Here is an 18175-nt window from a genome sequence, read left to right as displayed (position 1 = left end):
CGCGGGGCCCCTCTCTCCGGAAGCTCAGGCTCCCCGGTACAGCTCACGCTTGTCGATGTAGCGCACCACGCCGTCGGGCACCAAGTACCAGACAGGATCCCCCTGGGCGACCCTCGCACGGCAGTCCGTGGACGAAATCGCCAGCGCGGGCACCTCGACCAGGGAGACGCCGCCCTTGGGCAGCCCGTCGTCGGTGAGCACGTGGCCCGGCCGCGTGACACCGATGAAATGGGCGAGCGAGAAGAGCTCGTCGGCGTTTCGCCAGGTCAGGATCTGTGCGAGCGCGTCGGCACCCGTGATGAAGAACAGATCGGCGTCATCGTTCAGCGCCTTCAGGTCCCGCAGGGTGTCGATCGTGTACGTCGGCCCGCCGCGGTCGATGTCGATGCGGCTCACCGAGAACTGAGGGTTCGAGGCCGTGGCGATGACCGTCATCAGGTAGCGGTCCTCGGCGGGCGAGACCGCCCGCTGCGACTTCTGCCACGGCTCGCCGGTCGGCACGAACACCACCTCGTCGAGGTGGAAAAGAGCGGCCACCTCGCTGGCGGCCACCAGGTGTCCGTGGTGGATCGGGTCGAATGTCCCGCCCATCACGCCGAGCCGGCGCTTGACCGGACCGGTAGGCATCTCCTGCTCTCCCATGAGCGCAGAGCCTACTGGCCCGGCGAACGCTGCGGTCTCGTCGGGCTCAGCGGTCGCGGTTCAGGCGCGTGGTCACCCAGAGCAGCAGCAGGAGGATGACGAAGGCCCCGCCGCCGGTCAGGTAGGGGTTGAGGCTGTCGTGGTTGCCGCCGTGCTGCTCGGCCCCCTCCGAGGCGAGGACGACCAGGTTGTGGGCGGTGGAGGAGAGGCTCATCAGGCAGGTACCTATCGAGTCGGGGAGCGGGCGGAGACTTCGCTCACATCGTATGCGGGGGCCTGGGGCACGCTCGCGCCGACTCAGGCGTTGGAGAGGATAGACGCAAGGTCGGTCAGGTCTATCCAGGGGAGGGCGCAATGACGGCGACGGGATTCGAGAAGGCACCGGCACGGGACCGCAGGAGGTTCCCCGGTATCTCCTCTCGGGCCTACGAGCATCCGGCGGACCGCTCCGCCCTCGTGGCCCTGCGCAAGCTGAGCGGCTTCGACACGGTGTTCAAGGCCCTGAGCGGGCTGCTGCCGGAGCGGAGCCTGCGCCTGCTGTTCCTGTCGGACTCGGTGCGGGTGGGCGAGACGCAGTTCCCGCACCTCCACGCGATGCTCCGCGACGCCTGTTACATCCTGGACCTGGAGAAGGTCCCGCAGATGTACGTGCAGCAGGACCCGAAGCCCAATGCCCTGTGCATCGGGCTGGACGAGCCGATCATCGTGGTGACCACGGGCCTGGTCGAGCTGCTCGACGAGGAGGAGATGCGGGCGGTGGTGGGCCACGAGGTGGGCCACGCCCTGTCGGGGCACTCCGTGTACCGCACGATCCTGCTGTTCCTGACGAATCTGGCGCTGAAGGTCGCGTGGATCCCGCTGGGCAATGTGGCGATCATGGCGATCGTGACCGCCCTGCGGGAGTGGTTCCGCAAGTCGGAGCTTTCGGCCGACCGGGCCGGGCTCCTGGTGGGGCAGGACGTGCAGGCCTCGATGCGGGGGCTGATGAAGATCGCGGGCGGCAACCACCTCCACGAGATGAATGTGGACGCCTTCCTGGCCCAGGCCGAGGAGTACGACGCGAGCGGCGATCTGCGCGACTCCGTGCTGAAGATCATGAATGTGCTGCCCCGGACGCACCCCTTCACCACGGTGCGCGCGGCCGAGCTGAAGAAGTGGTCGGAGAACCGCGACTTCCAGCGGATCATGGACGGCCACTACCCGCGGCGGGACGAGGACAAGGACACCTCGGTGACCGACTCCTTCCGGCAGTCCGCCGCGCACTACGCCGACTCGGTGCGCACCAGCAAGGATCCGCTGATGAAGCTGGTCGGCGACATCGCCGGTGGCGCGGGCGACCTGGGCGGAAAGCTCCGCGACAAGTTCACCGGCACGGGATCCGGCTCCGGCGCGGGTGCCGGGTCCGAGGGCAAGGGCGGGGCTACGGACCAGGGCTGACGGGAGTGGCCGCGGGGGTCGCGGGCTGCGCCAGTACGCCGCACAGCCCGGCCGTGCGCCGCGGGTGGCCGCTGACGTACGGGTCGCTCGCGGCCGGACCCACCGTGGTCGGGGCCGCACCGGCCAGGAGCGGGCGGAAGCCCGCGGCAGGGTCGGCGGAGCAGTCCTGCGGTCCGGCCATCACATAGGCCGAGGCCAGCTCCAGGCGCCGGGCTCCCAGGTCCTCCCGGTCGAAGCGGATCCGCAGCTCGCGCCGGACGGTGAAGAGCGAGGCGCCGTCGGCCGCGGCCGGGACTCCGGTGGCCGGGCGTACGGCGTAGACGAAGGTGTGGTCGGTGGTCACCTCCAGCACCTCCGGGGCCACCTCCTCGAAAGCGAGGGTTCCGCTCACCCGCACCCGGGAGTCGGCCACGACGGCGGTGGCCGGGTCGAAGCGGACCAGCCAGCCGGTGGCCGCGTGCCGGCCGTCGCCGGAGGGCGAGGTCATGCTGCGGTCGAACTGCGCCAGCTGGTCGGGGTCGAGCAGGACCCGCACCGGCCGGGAGCCGGCGCCCGACAGGATGTCGGGGTCCAGCGAGGACTGCACCAGGTAGTCCTTGGCGATGGACAGCGCGGTGACGACCTGGACGTCGGTGAAGTGGTGCGTGCGGCGCACCGCGGGCAGGGTGATCCCGGCCGCCCCGACGCGGTAGTCGGCGGCGGGGCTCTTCGCGTACAGCTCGGCCGGTCGCCCGCCGGGCACGGCGGTGGCCGGCGCGAGCGGGACCACCGTGCTGCTGAGTGCCTCGGCGGGTCCCCCGGGCGGGGGCACGTAGGGGTTGCGCAGCCCGAGGTAGACGGCGGCGGCGAAGGCCGTGGCGATGAGCAGCACGAGCAGCATGCCCTGGCGGGCGCCCCGGCCGGGCGTGCCGGTTCCGGACAGGGAGCCGCCGCTCGACCACATGGAGCGGCTGCGTACGGCCCGGGCGTGCTCGCCCATGCGTTCTTGTGCCGAGAACTCCTGGAGCCGGGCAGCCCGGACGAAGTCCTCGTCGAACACGACCGATCGGTACTCGTCCGACCTGAATTCGTCGTCGCCCCCGCCGATGCCCTCGGGGGTGCCGTTGGGTGGGTCTCCTGGAACGGCCATCGCTTCTCCCCGCTGTCCCCGCTTCAGAGAAGCCCCCAGCTCGGGCGTACGTATGCGAGTGGGGTCGTACCTTCAGGGTTGGCGGTCGGAGGGGTACGTAAACGCGCCGACGCCGGTGACTTCGCGCAGCGGGGTGCTGGCGGGCGCCGGGGCGGGTTCCGCCTCGCCCGAGGCGCTGCGGTAGACGGCGCTGAAGGCGAGCGCGACCATGCCGAGGCCCATCACGAAGGCGAGCACCCAGGCGACCGGGCGCAGCCAGGGCGAGCGGCCGCGGTAGGGGCGCAGGCTGCCGCCGTAGGCCCCGTACGGGCCGTCGGGGTAGCCGTAGCTGCGGTCGTGGTCCCAGCCGTGGTCGTCGGCGTCGTACCCGTCGGGGTGGCCGTAGCCGTAGTTGTCGTAGTCGTCGTCGCCCGTCCAGCCGCCGGCGACGGCGCGGGCCGCTTCGGCCTCCGCACGGGCCCGGTCGGCCGCCCGCTGGCGCTCGGCGGCGCTCGGTTCATGAATCTCGGCGTTCCGGACGAAGGCCTCGTCGAACACCACGGAGGCGAAGTCCTGATCCGCGCCTCCGCGGTCGTCGTCGGGCTCCCCGTCGTCCGGGAACGGCTTGCCCCCCACGTCGTCCGGCACAGGACCAGCCTAGACCTGGGGGGCGCCTTTGGGCAGGGTGTGCGCCGAATTCCGGCCACACCGTGTTCAAGGAGTGGCTACCGGATGTGACCGTCGCCGGTGACGATGTACTTGGTGGAGGTGAGCTCGGGAAGGCCCATGGGGCCCCGGGCGTGCAGCTTCTGGGTGGAGATGCCGATCTCGGCGCCGAAGCCGAACTGGCCACCGTCGGTGAACCGAGTGGATGCATTCACGGCAACCGTGGTCGAGTCGACCAGCTGGGTGAAGCGGCGCGCGGCGGCCTGCGAGGTGGTCACGATCGCCTCGGTGTGACCGGAGGTCCAGCGGCGGATGTGGGTGACGGCGTCGTCGAGGGAGTCCACGACGCCGGCCGCGATGTCGTAGGAGAGGTACTCGGCGGCCCAGTCCTCGTCGGTGGCGGGCAGCGCGGTGACCTTGGTGCCTTCGGCGGCGGCGAGGACCCGGGCGTCGCCGTGCACGGTGACGCCGGCGTCGGCGAGCGCGTCGAGGGCGCGCGGCAGGAAGGCGTCGGCGATGTCGCGGTGGACGAGGAGGGTCTCGGCGGAGTTGCAGACGGAGGGCCGCTGGGCCTTGGAGTTGATGAGGATGTCCACGGCCATGTCCAGATCGGCCTGGGCGTCGACGTAGACGTGGCAGTTGCCGGTACCGGTCTCGATGACCGGAACGGTGGACTCCTCGACCACGGTCTTGATGAGGGAGGCGCCGCCGCGCGGGATGAGCACGTCGACCAGGCCGCGGGCGCGCATCAGCTCGCGGACGGAGTCGCGGGACTCGCCGGGGACGAGCTGGATCGCGTCGGCGGGCAGGCCGGCGCTCTCGACGGCGTCGCGCAGGATGGCGACGAGCGCGGTGTTCGAGGAGTACGCGGAGGAGCTGCCGCGCAGGAGGACCGCGTTGCCCGACTTGAGGCAGAGGGCGGCGGCGTCCACGGTGACGTTGGGGCGGGCCTCGTAGATGATGCCGACGACGCCGAGCGGGACGCGGATCTGCCGGATGTCGATGCCGTTGGGCAGGGTGTTGCCGCGGACGACCTCGCCGACGGGGTCGGGCAGGGCTGCGACGTCGCGCACGTCGGAGGCGATGGCGGCGACACGGTCCGCGGTGAGGGTCAGGCGGTCGATGACGGTCTCGCTGGTACCGGCGGCGCGGGCCTTGTCCGTGTCCACGGCGTTGGCCGCGATGATCTCGGCCGTACGGGCCTCCAGCGCGTCCGCGATCGCCAGCAGGGCGGTGTCCTTGGCGGACCGCGGGAGTGGGGCGAGCGTGGCGGCGGCCGTGCGGGACCGCTGCGCGGTGGCCAGGACGGGTGAGGTGGCGATGGCGGCATCGAGCGAGGTCATGCCGCCAGGGTAATCCCCTGCCGATACCCCGCCGATGGGGTTTCACCCCGCGAGACGGCGCCACTACCGCTGCGCGGGGCCGGACGGGCTGGAAGGGCCTGGGGCTCCGCCCCAGACCCCGCGCCTCAAACGCCGGTGGGGCTGGATGTGCGCCCGGCCGGGTTGAAGGAGCCGTCAGTACGGGTGGACGCCCACCGGGTGGGCCGGGGGTGGGCCGTAGCCTTCTGCGACCCGTTGGTGGTAGGTGGCGCGGTCGATGACCTCCAGGCCGACGATCTCCCAGGGCGGGAGCTTCGCCGAGGAGCGGTGTTCGCCCCACAGGCGCAGGGCGACGGCCGCCGCGTCGTGGAGGTCGCGGGCCTCTTCCCAGTAGCGGATCTCGGCGTGGTCGTCGGCGTACCGGCTCGTCAGCAGGAAGGGGTGGTCGTGGGCCAGTTGTTCCAGCCCGCGCCGGACGTCGGACAGCGGGGCCGGCTTGCCGGAGACGCTCAGGGTCACGTGCCAGAGGCGTGAGGAGTGATCCTGCTCGTCCCCGCCCCCGCCGCCGTCACCGTCCCCTGTGCCGACGCTGGTCAGCGCTCGTCTCACCAGCCGCCTCCTGTCTCCGCCGCGTGCGTCTGTCCGCCTTCACAGTTGACCAGTCCCAGGGCCGCCGCGCTGCGGTTTTACCGAACCTCAGCCCTGCAGCAGGACCAGATCGTCCCGGTGGACGACCTCGCGCTCGTACGCGGGTCCGAGTTCCCGTGCGAGCTCGCGAGTGGAGCGGCCGAGGAGCTGCGGGAGCTCCTTGGCGTCGAAGTTGACCAGGCCCCGGGCGATGGCCCGGCCGTCCGCGGAGCGCAGTTCCACCGGGTCCCCGGCGACGAAGTCGCCCTCGACCGCCGCGATGCCGGCGGGCAGCAGGGAGCTGCCGCGCTGGGTCACCGCGCGGACGGCGCCGTCGTCCAGGACGAGGTGGCCCTGCGGGGTCGACGCGTGCTGGAGCCAGAGCAGCCGGTCCGCCGAGCGGCGCCCGGTGGAGTGGAACAGCGTGCCGGTCCCCCGCCCCGCCAGGGCGTCGGCGGCCTGGCTCGCGGAGGTGAGGACGACGGGGATGCCCGCCGCGGCGGCGATCCGTGCCGCCTCGACCTTGGTGACCATGCCTCCGGTGCCCACGCCCGCCTTGCCGACGCTGCCGATGGAGACGTGTGCGATGTCCTCGGGCCCGTGGACCTCGTCGATGCGGGTGGTGCCGGGCTGGGACGGGTCGCCGTCGTAGAGGCCGTCCACGTCGGAGAGGAGGACGAGGAGGTCCGCGCGGACCAGGTGGGCGACGAGGGCCGCCAGGCGGTCGTTGTCGCCGAAGCGGATCTCGTCCGTGGCGACGGTGTCGTTCTCGTTGACGACCGGGAGGGCTCCCATGGCGAGGAGCTGGTCCAGGGTCCGGTAGGCGTTGCGGTAGTGCGCGCGCCGGCTGGTGTCGTCGGTGGTGAGCAGCACCTGGCCGACGCGGACGCCGTACCGGGCGAAGGAGGCGGTGTAGCGGGCGACGAGCAGTCCCTGCCCGACGCTGGCGGCGGCCTGCTGGCGGGCCAGGTCCTTGGGGCGGCGGCGCAGGCCGAGGGGGGAGAGTCCGGCGGCGATGGCTCCGCTGGAGACGAGGACGATCTCCTTCTCGCCGCCGCTGCGCGCCTTGGCCAGGACGTCGACCAGCGCGTCCACCCGGTCGGCGTCGAGTCCCCCGGCCGCGGTGGTCAGGGAGGAGGAGCCGACCTTGACCACGATCCTGCGGGCGTCCACGACACCTTGCCTAGCCGCTGACACGTCTGTCCCCTTGCCCCTTGCCGGAATCTGCCACCTCAATCTACGGGGTGGCCCGGAGGGGCCGCTCGGGGGTTTCAGACCGTGGACGAGCTCCCGGCCGGCTCCGGTTCCGGCTCCCGATCCCGGGCGGCGCCCGGGACGAGGATCTTGCGGGAGAGCAGGAAGGTGAACGGGATGGCCACGATCGCCGCGACCAGCGGGGCGATCCGGGTGTCCATCCCGGCCCAGGTCACCAGGGCGTAGAGGCCGGCCGACTGGATGACGTAGTTGGTGACGTTCGTCAGCGGGAAGAGGAGGAACTTCTTCCAGGTCGGCCGGGTCCGGTAGGTGAAGTAGGTGTTCATGAAGAACGAGCCGACCATCGCCAGCACGAAGGCGAGGGAGTACGCGGCGAAGTACGGCATCCACGGGTGCAGGAGGAGGTAGATGCCGAAGAAGGTGCCGGTGTTGACCCCGCCCACGAGGGCGAAGCGGAAGATCTGGCCGAGCTGGTCCTTCCTGCCCATCACGCGCTGCGCTCCGCGATCGTCGGCTCCGCTGCCCGTGCGGTCTGCGCGGTCCGTGCGGTCCCTCCGGTCCGGGAGCCCTGCGGGTTGTGCGCGGCCGGCGGCGCGCCGTGCGATTCCTGCACCAGGAAGTGCGGCCGGCGCTTGGTCTCGTAGTAGATGCGGCCGATGTACTCGCCGATGAGCCCGAGCATGATCAGCTGGACGCCGCCCAGGCCGGTGATGATCGCCACGAGGGTGACGTATCCCGGGGACTCGACGCCGTTGGTGATCGCCGTGATCGTGATCCACAGTGCGTACAGGCCGGTCAGCGCGACCAGCGACACGCCGAACCAGATCCCGATGCGCAGCGGCCGGTTGTTGAAGGAGATCAGGCCGTCCATGCCGTAGTTCAGCAGGGAGCCGAACTTCCACTTCGTCTCGCCGGCCTCGCGCTGCGCGTTCTGGTAGTCGAAGTGGACGGTGTCGAAGCCGATCCAGGAGAACAGGCCCTTGGAGAAGCGGTTGTACTCCGGCAGCGACAGCAGGGCGTCGACGGCCGGGCGCGACAGCATGCGGAAGTCGCCTACGCCGTCGGTGAGTTCGACGTCGATCCAGCGGTTGACGCCCCGGTAGTACAGGCGGCTGAGCGCGGAGCGGAGCTTCTTGTCGCCCTCGCGGGTGCGGCGGGCGATGATCTGGTCGTGGCCCTGCCGGTAGTGCTCCAGCATGGTCGCGATGAGCTCCGGCGGGTGCTGGAGGTCCGCGTCCATGATCACTACGGCGTCGCCGGTGGCCTCGCGCAGGCCCGCGAGCATGCCGGCCTCCTTGCCGAAGTTGCGGCTGAAGGAGACGTACCGGGTCTGCTCGCCGTACTCCGCGGCGATCTTCCGGAGCTTGTCGAGGGTGCCGTCCCGGCTGCCGTCGTCGACGTAACAGACCTCGTACTCGACGGGGAGGGCGTCCAGGACCCTGCGGATCTCGACGTCGAAGCTGTCGATGACGGCTTCTTCGTTGTAGCAAGGGACAACTACGGACAGCTTCGTCATGAACACTTCCTGCTGGCTCCGAACGGGTGATTGTGGGCGACCGGACCCGCCATTCACCTCTTCCTTAGAAGTATGCACGGCGGGGGTGGGCCGAGGGTCGGCCTGCCCTGAGCCGAGGGCGGCACACGGTAGCGTGGACGAGATAAGCGGAATGAGCTGAACGAAACGAAACGAAACGAAGGGATCGAGGTGCACGTGCCCGACGTCTCCGTGGTCGTCATCGTCTACAACGACGCAGAGCGTCTGTCGACAGCAGTCCAGTCGGTTTTGGACCAGACCCTGCACGGTGTGGAAGTCGTGATCGTCGACGACTGCAGCAAGGACCGCTCCTACGCGGTCGCCCAGGAACTGGAGTCAGCGCATCCGGGAAGAGTGCGCGCCTTCCAGCTGCCGGAGAACAGCGGTGGCTGCGGCGCACCGCGCAACCACGGCATCAAGCAGGCCACCGGCACGTACGTCATGTTCCTGGACAGCGACGACGTCCTGGAGCGCAACGCCTGCCGGAACATGCTGGAGGCCGCCGAGCGGACCGGCTCCGACCTGGTCTCGGGCATGTGCGTACGCGTGCACCTCGACAACCGGTGGGGGAAGACCACCGAGTGGTACCCCTGGATCTACTCGCGCACGCGCACGCTGGAGTCGATCACCGAGTTCCCCGACCTGCTGGTCTACGACACCCTCTCCACGAACAAGTGCTACCGGCGCGAGTTCCTGCTGGAGCAGGGCCTGGAGTTCCCGGTCGGCATCCACTACGAGGACCTGCTGTTCTCCGCCCAGGCGTACGTGGCCGCCCGCCGCATCACCCTGATTCCCAACCACGTCTACTTCTGGAACGTGGTCGAGAAGGCCGCGGCCAAGTCGATCAGCAACCGGCGCCACGAGATCGCGAACTTCGTCCACCGGATGGAGATCCACCGCCGCGTCGACGAGCTGCTCGCGGTCAAGGGCCACACGGACATCAAGTCCGCGAAGGACGCCAAGTTCCTCAAGCACGACCTGGTGCTGCACCTGCGTGACCTGCCGCTGCTGAGCGACGAGTACCGCCAGGAGTTCGCCCGCCTCGCCAACGGCTACCTCGCGGGCATCGACCCGGCCGCGTACGAGAACGTCACCTACCTCCAGGCCATCTGCGCCTACCTGCTGGGCAAGGAGGACTGGGACAACCTGCTCCCGGCCGCCGACGCCATGACCAACAAGGGCCGGCTCTCCTCCTCCCTCGCCGAGCGCGACGGCCGCGTCTACTGGTGCGCCGAGCACCTCGACGGCGCCGACGGCGCCGAGGCCCGGCGGATACTGGACGTCACCGAGCAGGGTTTCCACACCACCCCGCTCGCCTCCCTCCAGCTGGGCAACCGCCTCACCTCCTACGCGGACGACGGGCGCGGCACGGTGACGCTCGCGGGCGCCGTCGTGAACCCGCTGGGCCGGATCCCGGCCGACGCGGAGCTGAAGGCCTCGCTCGAATTCCGGGCCCGCCGGCAGATCGGCGTGCGCTCGTTCAGCTTCCCGGTGGCAACCGTGCGCCACGCCGGTGACACGATCGAGTGGACCGGTACGGCCGACGTCGGCAGCACCGTCCGTCCCCTCGGCATCATCGACGCCGTCTGGGACGTCCGGCTCAAGCTGACCGCCGGCGGCGACAAGATCACCACCCGCGTCTCGGTCGGCGGGGTCGACCTGGAGTCGGCGGCCCGCCTGCGCGTGCGGCCGCGGCTGACCCGGCTGGTCTCCGACCGCTTCGAGCCGGAGATGACCAAGAAGGGCAACCTCAGCTACGTCCTGACCGCCGAGGGCGCCGCCGCCGTCCGCACCCAGACGCTGATCAACGGCGCCATACAGGGCAAGGCGGCCGGCGTGGTCAAGCGGGGCCTGCGCAAGGCCCTGCGGGCCCGCCGGAACATGGGCTCCGGCGAGCAGAAGGTGAAGGTCTACCACGAGGTCTTCTCGAAGCTGCCGATCAAGAAGGGCACGGTCGTCTTCGAGAGCCACATGGGCAAGCAGTACAGCGACAGCCCGAAGGCCATCTACGAGGAGCTGGTGCGCCGGGGCGCGCCGTTCGAGGCGATCTGGTCGTACGCGGGCGCCAAGCCCACCGGCTTCCCCAAGGAGGCCACCCTGGTGCGGCGCTGGAGCTGGGCCTACCTGCGGGCGCTGGCCCAGGCCGAGTTCTGGGTCGACAACCAGGGCTTCCCGCTGGCGCTGACCAAGCGCCCGGGGACCACGTACATCCAGACCTGGCACGGCTCCGCGCTCAAGCGGATGGGCTTCCACGAGCCCCGCACCAAGGCGCAGGGCCGCGCCGGCCAGGCCCGCTTCCAGGCGGCCGTCGACCGCTTCGACCACTTCCTGATCCGCTCCGAGCACGACACCCGCACCCTCGCCAAGGGCTTCCGGCTGCGCGACGAGGTGCTGCTGCGCACGGGCTACCCGCGCAACGACGCCCTCGTCGAGGCGTACCGGACCGAGGCGGACAGCGGTGAGCGGGTGCGCGGACCCCTGGCGGCCGAGCTCGGCATCGACCCGGACAAGAAGGTGCTGCTGTACGCGCCGACCTTCCGGGCGGCCGCGGACGGCACGGTGGAGGGCTTCACCTTCCCCTTCGACGTGGAGGAGTTCGCCGACCGGCTCGGCGACCGCTTCACGCTGCTGGTGCGGACCCACTACCTCAACAGCGTCTCGCTGCCGCCGTCGGTCGCGGGCCGGGTCGTCGACGTGTCCGGGCACCACGACATCACCCCGCTGCTGGCCCTCGCCGACGGACTGATCACCGACTACTCGTCCGTGATGTTCGACTACGCGGTCCTGGACCGGCCGATGCTGTTCTTCGCGTACGACTACGAGAAGTACGCCACGGACATCCGCGGCACGTACTTCGACCTGAAGGAGAAGGCCCCGGGCCCGGTGGTGGCCACCGCGGACGAACTCCTGCAGGCGCTCGCCGCCTTCGAGGAGGCGGACGCCAAGTACGCCCAGGCGCGGCAGCGTTTCCTCGCCGAGTTCGGTGAGTACGACCGCGGGGACGCGGCCCGCCAGATCGTCGAGAAGTTCTTCATCAGGAGCGGCAAGTGAGCCAGCAGACCGCCACCCCGGGCGGCCGTGACATCTTCATCGTCTCCAACAACGTCGACGAGCTCGGCGGCGTGACCACCTGGTCCCACCAGATGGCCCGGCAGTTCACCGACCGCGGCCACCGGGTGCACATCGTCGGCATCGCCCCGGTCGCCGAGGAGATCCGGCAGAAGCTGCCGCAGGACCTGCCGTACGAGATGACCACGCTCTACGACGCACACCCGCCGTCGGCGCGCCGGCTGCGCGGGATCAAGGGCCGGCTGAACGCGCCCGAGCGGCGCCGCCAGGCGGCCCGGCGGGCGAAGATGCGGGCCAAGGCGGAGCAGCTGAGCGGGCTGCTGCGGGCGGCCCGTCCGGGCGGTGTCGTCATCGTCACCCAGGTCTGGGCGATGGAGTGGGTGGCGCTCGCCGACACCAAGGGGTTCAGCGTCATCGGGATGAGCCACGAGTCGTTCGAGGCCAGCCAGAAGTCCACCCGCGGCGAGCGGGTCCGCCGCTACTACCCCGAGGTCGACCGGCTGCTGGTGCTGACCCCCGAGGACGCGGACCTGTGGATCCGGGCCGGCATGGAGAACGTGGGCAGCATGCCGAACCCGCTGCCCTTCATGCCGGACTCCCCCGCCCCGCGCACGGAGAAGGTCGTGGCGTGCGTCGGCCGCCTCGCCTTCGAGAAGGGCGTCGACCTGCTGCTCGACGCGTGGGCGGACGCCGCGCCGCACCACCCCGACTGGACCCTGCGGATCTACGGGGCGGGCGTGGAGGAGCCGACGCTGCGGGCGCACTGCACCTCGCTCGGGCTGGACGACTCCGTGGAGTGGATGGGCAGCACCGACGACGTGCTGGGCGCGCTGCGCGGCGCCTCGGTCTTCGCACAGGCCTCGCGGGCCGAGGGGTTCCCGATCACGCTGCTGGAGGCGATGGCCGCGGGCGTGCCGGTGGCCGCCTTCGACTGCGCGCCGGGCGTACGGGAGATCGTCGAGCACGGCGAGGACGGACTGCTGGCCCGGCTGGGCAACACGATGGAGCTGGCCGGGCACCTGCACGCGCTGATGTCCGACCGTGAGCTGCGCGACCGGCTCGGGGACCGGGCCTTCCGTTCGGTGCAGCGCTACTCCAGCAGCGAGATCACCGACCGGTGGGAAGAGCTGTTCTCCTTCCTGGAGCGCTGACCCAGGGCCGGCCCTGGAGCGCCGGCCCTGGAGCGTCGGCCGCCCCACCGCGTGACACACGAAGCCGCCCGCCCCGGACGCGTCCGGGGCGGGCGGCTTCAGTGGTGCACGGGGGCGATCAGGCCTTGTGGACGTCCTTGTGGCGGTCCGTGCGGGCGGCCTTGTTGGCCTCCCAGCCCGCCCAGGCGGAGGTGACCATCTCGCGGACGTCGTGCCGGGCCTTCCAGCCCAGCTCGCTGGTGATCTTGTCGGCCGAGGCCACGACCTTCGCCGGGTCGCCGGCACGGCGCGGGCTGATCACCGGCGGGTAATCGTGCCCGGTGTTCTTGTTCAGGAGCTCGACCATCTCGGCGACCGAGACTCCCTCGCCACGCCCGATGTTGACGGTGAGGTCCTTGTACTCCCCGGCCGCGCCCCACTCGGCGAGCTTGCGGGCCGCCGCCACGTGGGCCTCCGCGAGGTCCTCGACGTGGATGTAGTCGCGGATGCAGGTGCCGTCCGGCGTCGGGTAGTCGTCACCGAAGATCTTGGCGCCCTGGCCTGCGTCGTAGCGCTCGAAGACCATCGGGACCAGGTTGAAGACGCCGGTGTCGGCGAGCTCGGGGGTCGCGGCGCCCGCCACGTTGAAGTAGCGCAGGCAGGCGGTGGAGATGCCGTGCGCCTTGCCCGCGGCGCGCACCAGCCACTCGCCGGCCAGCTTGGTCTCGCCGTAGGGGCTCAGCGGCGCGCAGGGGGTGTCCTCGGTGACCAGGTCCACGTCGGGCATGCCGTAGACGGAGGCGGAGGAGGAGAAGAGGAAGTTGCGGATGCCGGCGGCGGCCACGGCCTGGAGCAGGACCGTGAGGCCCTGCACGTTCTCGTGGTAGTAGTACAGCGGCTTCTCGACGGACTCGCCGACCTGCTTCTTGCCCGCGAGGTGCACCACGCCGGTGATCTTGTGCTCGGCGATGGTCTCGTCCAGGATCAGCCGGTCCAGGACCGAGCCGACCACCAGCGGGACGCCTTCCGGCACGCGGTTCTCGTCGCCCGTGGAGAGGTCGTCGAAGACGACGACCTTCTGGCCCGCGAGCAGCATCGCCCGGACGACGTGTGCGCCGATGTAGCCGGCGCCGCCGGTGATCAGAAACGTCATGTGTATCTCCTTGGTCCTGTCCGACTTCAGTGGGAAAAGTGAAGGCCTTCAGCCCGTCCCGCGGCCTGCCCGGGCCCGGTGGAGGCGGTTGCGTACGAGGTACAGCGCTCCCTCGGCGCCCGGCGCGAGGCGCAGCGCGAGGGCGCCGGCCCCCGTCCGGTAGGGCTGCGCCAGCAGAACACCGTACCGGCTGCTGGGCAGGGCCCGGCGGCGCAGCAGCCGGCCCCGGGGTCGCAGGGAGGTGAGCACCGCGCTCCCGTCGGAGCACTGCACGCTCACCCGCACGTTCCACGCCTGCATCCTGCGCAGCCCCTGGCGGCGGCCCGTGACGGCCAGGTCGGCGAGGCGGAAGGGCAGCAGGGCGCTCCAGCCGCCACTGGGGTCGGGGTGCAGCTCGACGGGCTGGGCGAGCACCGTCTCGCTTCCCGCGCGGGGCAGGAAGCTCAGCTGGGCGGTGCGGGGCCCGGCCTCGGCGAGGCGCCCGTACAGGTCGTGCACGCGGATCCGGACGGCGCCGCGGCCGGCCGGTTCGGCGTCGACGGTGACGGGCAGCCCGGTGACCGGCAGCCCGGGCAGACCGTCCAGCTCCACGGGGAGTTCCTCGCTCCACACCGGCCCGCCCGTGGCGCCGACGGCGTACGGGGGCAGCAGGCGCGGCGGGTCGGCCGCCAGCCGGGTGAGCCGCTCCACGTCGGCGGGCGGGGTCGCGGTGGCGCGCAGCACCCGTACGATCCAGCGGGCGTGGGCGGCGGCGGCCTCGACGTCGGCCTCCGCGAAGGTTTCGAGGTACTCGCGGGTGAGGGTCCACCAGGCGGCCTGGTACTCGGGGTCCTTGCCGAGCTCGCGCAGGTACATCGGCAGGTCGTACTCCAGGAACTTCACCTGGCAGGCGCTGCCCAGCGCCGGGGAGGCCGCGGCGAGGTTCCGGGCGGCCGTGCGGTGCGCCTCGATGCGGGCGCGCCAGTTCCCGACGTCCTTGCGGTCCAGGGAGATCGACACCTGGGCGGCGCCGCGGCGCACGTGCCAGACGTAGACGAGCTCGCCGGTCACGGCGATGCGGGGGGCCGCGGCGAGCACGCGGGAGGTGAAGACGAAGTCCTCGTAGATGAACCGGCCGTCGGGGAAGCGCAGGCCGTGCTCCTCCAGGAAGGCGCGGTCGTAGAGCTTGTTGACGCACAGGGTGTCGCGGACGAGCTCGGGCCGGTCCGCCGGCCGCTCGATCACGTCGCCCGGGGTGTAGAGGCCGGGCATCCACGGCACGTCGTGGTGCTGGGGCAGCTCGCGCCGCACGGCCGCGCCGACCGTGACCGGGGCGCGGTGTTCCTCGGCGGTGCGCACCAGGGCGTCGGCCGCGCCCGGTGGCAGGATGTCGTCGCTGTCGAGGAAGAGCACGTACGGGGCGGTCGCGGCCGCGATCCCGTCGTTGCGCGGAGTGCCGCACCCGCCGCTGTTCTCCGTGCGGTGCACGACCCGGACCCGGGGGTGGGCGGCGGCCAGCTCGTCCAGCACCTGCGCGGTGCCGTCGGAGGAGGCGTCGTTCACCGTGATGACCTCGGCGACCACCGGGCCCTGGGCGAGGGCCGAGGAGACGGCCTCGCCCACGAGCCCGGCGTCGTTGTACGCGATGACCACGACGGAAACAGTGGGGAGGTTGCTGCTGTTCACCCGGAGGATCCTAGGCGACTCACATAAAGGCGCCTTCAAACCCTCCGGGGGCGATTCCCTCGGGAGGGGACTAGAACGGCCGGAATTCGTCGTACTCCTGCTGCGCCGAGTCCCCGCGCTTGGCGTCCTTCTCCTTGCGGCGCGTGGTGGCCGGGCGCGGAGCCTCCAGGCGGTGGTCCTCGCCGCGGCGGCCCAGCATCTCGGCGCCGGCCATCATGGTCGGCTCCCAGTCGAAGACGACCGCGTTCTCGTCGGAGCCGATGGCGACGCCGTCACCGGCGCGGGCGCCGGCCTTCTTGAGGGCCTCCTCGACACCGAGGCGGTTGAGGCGGTCGGCGAGGTAACCGACGGCCTCGTCGTTGTTGAAGTCGGTCTGGCGGACCCAGCGCTCCGGCTTCTCGCCGCGCACGTTGTAGACGTCCTCGACCTCGTCGTAGGTGACGGTGAAGCCGGAGTCGTCCACGGCCTTCGGGCGGATGACGATACGGGTCGCCTCCTCCTTCGGCTTGCGGGCGCGGGCCTTGGCGATGACCTCGGCGAGGAAGTAGGAGAGCTCCTTGAGGCCCGTACGGGCGACCGCGGAGACCTCGAAGACCTTGTAGCCGCGGGCCTCCAGGTCCGGGCGGACCATGTCGGCGAGCTCCTGGCCGTCCGGGATGTCGACCTTGTTCAGGACGACGAGGCGCGGGCGCTTCTCCAGGCCGCCGCCGTAGAGCTTGAGCTCCTCCTCGATGAGGTCGAGGTCGGCGATCGGGTCGCGGTCGGACTCCAGGGTGGCGGTGTCCAGGACGTGCACGAGGATCGAGCAGCGCTCGACGTGGCGCAGGAACTCCAGGCCGAGGCCCTTGCCCTGGCTGGCGCCCGGGATCAGGCCCGGGACGTCGGCGATCGTGTAGACGGTCGAGCCGGCGGTGACGACGCCCAGGTTCGGGACCAGGGTGGTGAAGGGGTAGTCCGCGATCTTCGGCTTGGCCGAGGACAGCACCGAGATCAGCGAGGACTTGCCCGCACTCGGGAAGCCGACCAGCGCCACGTCGGCGACGGTCTTGAGCTCCAGGACGATGTCGCCGGTGGTGCCGGGGACGCCGAGGAGCGCGAAGCCGGGCGCCTTGCGGCGGGCGGAGGACAGCGCGGCGTTGCCGAGGCCGCCGCGGCCGCCCTCGGCGGCGACGAAGGTGGTGCCCTGGCCGACGAGGTCGGCGAGGACGTTGCCCTCCTTGTCGAGGACGACGGTGCCGTCCGGAACGGGCAGGATCAGGTCCTGGCCGTCCTTGCCGGAGCGGTTGCCGCCCTCGCCGGGCTTGCCGTTGGTGGCCTTGCGGTGGGGGCTGTGGTGGTAGTCCAGCAGGGTGGTGATCGCCTGCTCCACCACGAGGATGACGTCGCCGCCACGGCCGCCGTTGCCGCCATCGGGGCCGCCGAGCGGCTTGAACTTCTCCCGGTGAACGGAGGCGCAGCCGTGGCCCCCGTTACCCGCGGCGACGTGCAGCTCGACGCGGTCCACGAAGGTGGTCATGGGTGTTCCTCCAGATACAGCGGGAATAGTCCGGAAAATCCGGTGGCAGGCCTTGCTGCCCATTAAACGTGTCTATGAGACAACGCGCCGAGGGCGGACCTCTCTTCCCGGCTCGCGCCGGAAAGAGCTGAGATCCGCCCTCGGGAAGTTACGTACGCTTGATCAGCCGGAGCTGGATCAGGCGGCCGGAACGATGTTGACGACCTTGCGGCCACGGTGCGTGCCGAACTGCACGGCACCGGCCTGCAGCGCGAACAGCGTGTCGTCGCCACCACGACCGACACCCGAGCCCGGGTGGAAGTGGGTGCCGCGCTGGCGGACGAGGATCTCACCAGCGGAAACGACCTGACCGCCGAAGCGCTTCACGCCGAGCCGCTGAGCATTGGAATCGCGCCCGTTCCGGGTGGACGATGCGCCCTTCTTGTGTGCCATGTCTCAGTCCCTCTTACTTCGCAGCCGCGGGGATACCGGTGACCTTGATCGCCGTGTACTGCTGGCGGTGACCCTGGCGACGGCGGTAGCCGGTCTTGTTCTTGTACCGAAGGATGTCGATCTTGGCACCCTTGTGGTGGTCCACGATCTCGGCCTGGACCTTGATGCCGGCCAGGACCCACGGGTCGCTGGTCACGGCGTCGCCGTCGACAACGAGCAGGGTCGAGAGCTCGACCGTGTCGCCAACCTTGGCAGTGGGAATCTTGTCAACCTCAACGATGTCACCAACAGCAACCTTGTGCTGGCGACCACCGCTGCGCACGATGGCGTACACGCGGATCTCTCTCTCACTCGGGACGGATGCTCCTGAAGCCAGCCGCTCAGGCAGGCCCCGCTTTAGACAGGGACCGCACTGATCCGGATTGGACGAGCGGCCTCTCCGGGCAGAGCCTGGAGGAAGGTGCTCAGGAGCGCGGCGCGCGCTAAGACACGCCGACGGTCTAGGTTACGGGGCCGGTTCCGGGGGGTCAAACCGGGTCCCGCACGGCCGTGGGGGGGGGGGGGGGGGGGGGGGGGGAGGAGGGGGGGGGAGGGGAGGGGGGGGGGGGGGGAGGGGGAGGGGAGAGGTGTTGTTTTTTCCTCCTCCTTCTTCTCTTTCT

17 protein-coding genes are annotated in these 18175 nt (G+C 70.9%); 3 read left to right on the top strand and 14 right to left on the bottom strand.

What is annotated here, in order from left to right:
• Nucleotides 1-24 precede the first annotated feature (24 nt).
• Both nadD and ACZ45T_RS04965 read right to left on the bottom strand, forming a co-directional pair.
• Entirely contained in the window at nt 25-642 is a 618-nt protein-coding gene (gene nadD / locus ACZ45T_RS04970) for a nicotinate-nucleotide adenylyltransferase (protein ID WP_360892938.1), read from the bottom strand.
• A 46-nt stretch (nt 643-688) separates the two neighbouring features.
• Nucleotides 689-856, bottom strand: a complete 168-nt coding sequence (locus ACZ45T_RS04965) for a hypothetical protein (RefSeq protein ID WP_468437554.1) — start codon at nt 854-856, stop codon at nt 689-691.
• 140 nt (nt 857-996) lie between these two features.
• On the opposite strand from ACZ45T_RS04965, the gene ACZ45T_RS04960 reads away from it, so the two are divergent.
• Entirely contained in the window at nt 997-2079 is a 1083-nt protein-coding gene (locus ACZ45T_RS04960) for a M48 family metallopeptidase (RefSeq protein ID WP_468437552.1), read from the top strand.
• Here the strand turns inward: ACZ45T_RS04960 and ACZ45T_RS04955 are convergent.
• From ACZ45T_RS04955 to ACZ45T_RS04925, 7 genes are all read right to left on the bottom strand, one after another.
• Complete coding sequence (locus ACZ45T_RS04955) at nt 2063-3208, bottom strand: SCO2583 family membrane protein (protein WP_468437550.1); 1146 nt, start codon at nt 3206-3208, stop codon at nt 2063-2065. The genes ACZ45T_RS04960 and ACZ45T_RS04955 overlap by 17 nt on opposite strands.
• 72 nt (nt 3209-3280) lie before the next feature.
• On the bottom strand, nt 3281-3835 hold the full coding sequence (locus ACZ45T_RS04950) for an SCO2584 family spore wall biosynthesis protein (protein WP_468437548.1): 555 nt from the start codon (nt 3833-3835) through the stop codon (nt 3281-3283).
• Between the two features lie 77 nt (nt 3836-3912).
• Nucleotides 3913-5196 (bottom strand): glutamate-5-semialdehyde dehydrogenase, encoded by a 1284-nt coding sequence (locus ACZ45T_RS04945; protein WP_468437546.1) that lies wholly within the window; start codon nt 5194-5196, stop codon nt 3913-3915.
• A 174-nt stretch (nt 5197-5370) separates the two neighbouring features.
• Nucleotides 5371-5787, bottom strand: coding sequence for a hypothetical protein (locus ACZ45T_RS04940; protein WP_468438011.1), 417 nt, complete (start codon nt 5785-5787; stop codon nt 5371-5373).
• Nucleotides 5788-5871: 84 nt separating this feature from the next.
• Entirely contained in the window at nt 5872-6999 is a 1128-nt protein-coding gene (gene proB, locus ACZ45T_RS04935) for a glutamate 5-kinase (protein WP_468437544.1), read from the bottom strand.
• Between the two features lie 74 nt (nt 7000-7073).
• The gene (locus ACZ45T_RS04930; protein WP_468438009.1) at nt 7074-7505 is read right to left on the bottom strand and encodes a GtrA family protein; all 432 of its coding nucleotides are present in this window, start codon (nt 7503-7505) and stop codon (nt 7074-7076) included.
• Complete coding sequence (locus tag ACZ45T_RS04925; protein WP_468437542.1) at nt 7505-8533, bottom strand: glycosyltransferase family 2 protein; 1029 nt, start codon at nt 8531-8533, stop codon at nt 7505-7507. The genes ACZ45T_RS04930 and ACZ45T_RS04925 overlap by 1 nt, the downstream gene beginning before the upstream one ends.
• A 189-nt stretch (nt 8534-8722) precedes the next feature.
• On the opposite strand from ACZ45T_RS04925, the gene ACZ45T_RS04920 reads away from it, so the two are divergent.
• Nucleotides 8723-11602: a bifunctional glycosyltransferase/CDP-glycerol:glycerophosphate glycerophosphotransferase gene (locus ACZ45T_RS04920; protein ID WP_468437540.1), complete on the top strand. Its 2880-nt coding sequence runs from the start codon at nt 8723-8725 to the stop codon at nt 11600-11602.
• A complete protein-coding gene (locus tag ACZ45T_RS04915) occupies nt 11599-12771 on the top strand; it encodes a glycosyltransferase (RefSeq protein ID WP_468437538.1) in 1173 nt (390 codons plus the stop codon). The genes ACZ45T_RS04920 and ACZ45T_RS04915 overlap by 4 nt, the downstream gene beginning before the upstream one ends.
• 118 nt (nt 12772-12889) lie before the next feature.
• On the opposite strand, the gene galE is transcribed toward ACZ45T_RS04915, so the two are convergent.
• The 5 genes from galE to rplU form a co-directional block, all read right to left on the bottom strand.
• Entirely contained in the window at nt 12890-13903 is a 1014-nt protein-coding gene (gene galE, locus ACZ45T_RS04910) for a UDP-glucose 4-epimerase GalE (protein ID WP_468437536.1), read from the bottom strand.
• A gap of 48 nt (nt 13904-13951) precedes the next feature.
• A complete protein-coding gene (locus ACZ45T_RS04905; RefSeq protein ID WP_468437534.1) occupies nt 13952-15568 on the bottom strand; it encodes a glycosyltransferase family 2 protein in 1617 nt (538 codons plus the stop codon).
• A gap of 70 nt (nt 15569-15638) precedes the next feature.
• A complete protein-coding gene (obgE, locus tag ACZ45T_RS04900) occupies nt 15639-17084 on the bottom strand; it encodes a GTPase ObgE (RefSeq protein WP_468437532.1) in 1446 nt (481 codons plus the stop codon).
• 177 nt (nt 17085-17261) lie between these two features.
• On the bottom strand, nt 17262-17516 hold the full coding sequence (gene rpmA, locus ACZ45T_RS04895; RefSeq protein WP_030027134.1) for a 50S ribosomal protein L27: 255 nt from the start codon (nt 17514-17516) through the stop codon (nt 17262-17264).
• 13 nt (nt 17517-17529) lie between these two features.
• Nucleotides 17530-17850 carry a 50S ribosomal protein L21 gene (rplU, locus tag ACZ45T_RS04890; protein ID WP_056558958.1) on the bottom strand — a complete coding sequence of 107 codons (321 nt, stop codon included), beginning with the start codon at nt 17848-17850 and terminating at the stop codon, nt 17530-17532.
• Nucleotides 17851-18175: the final 325 nt, after the last annotated feature.

Source organism: Streptomyces sp. NPDC030995 (assembly GCF_055571215.1).
Note: the sequence above shows the minus strand (reverse complement) of the source record. Positions and strands in the feature narration are given on the sequence as shown.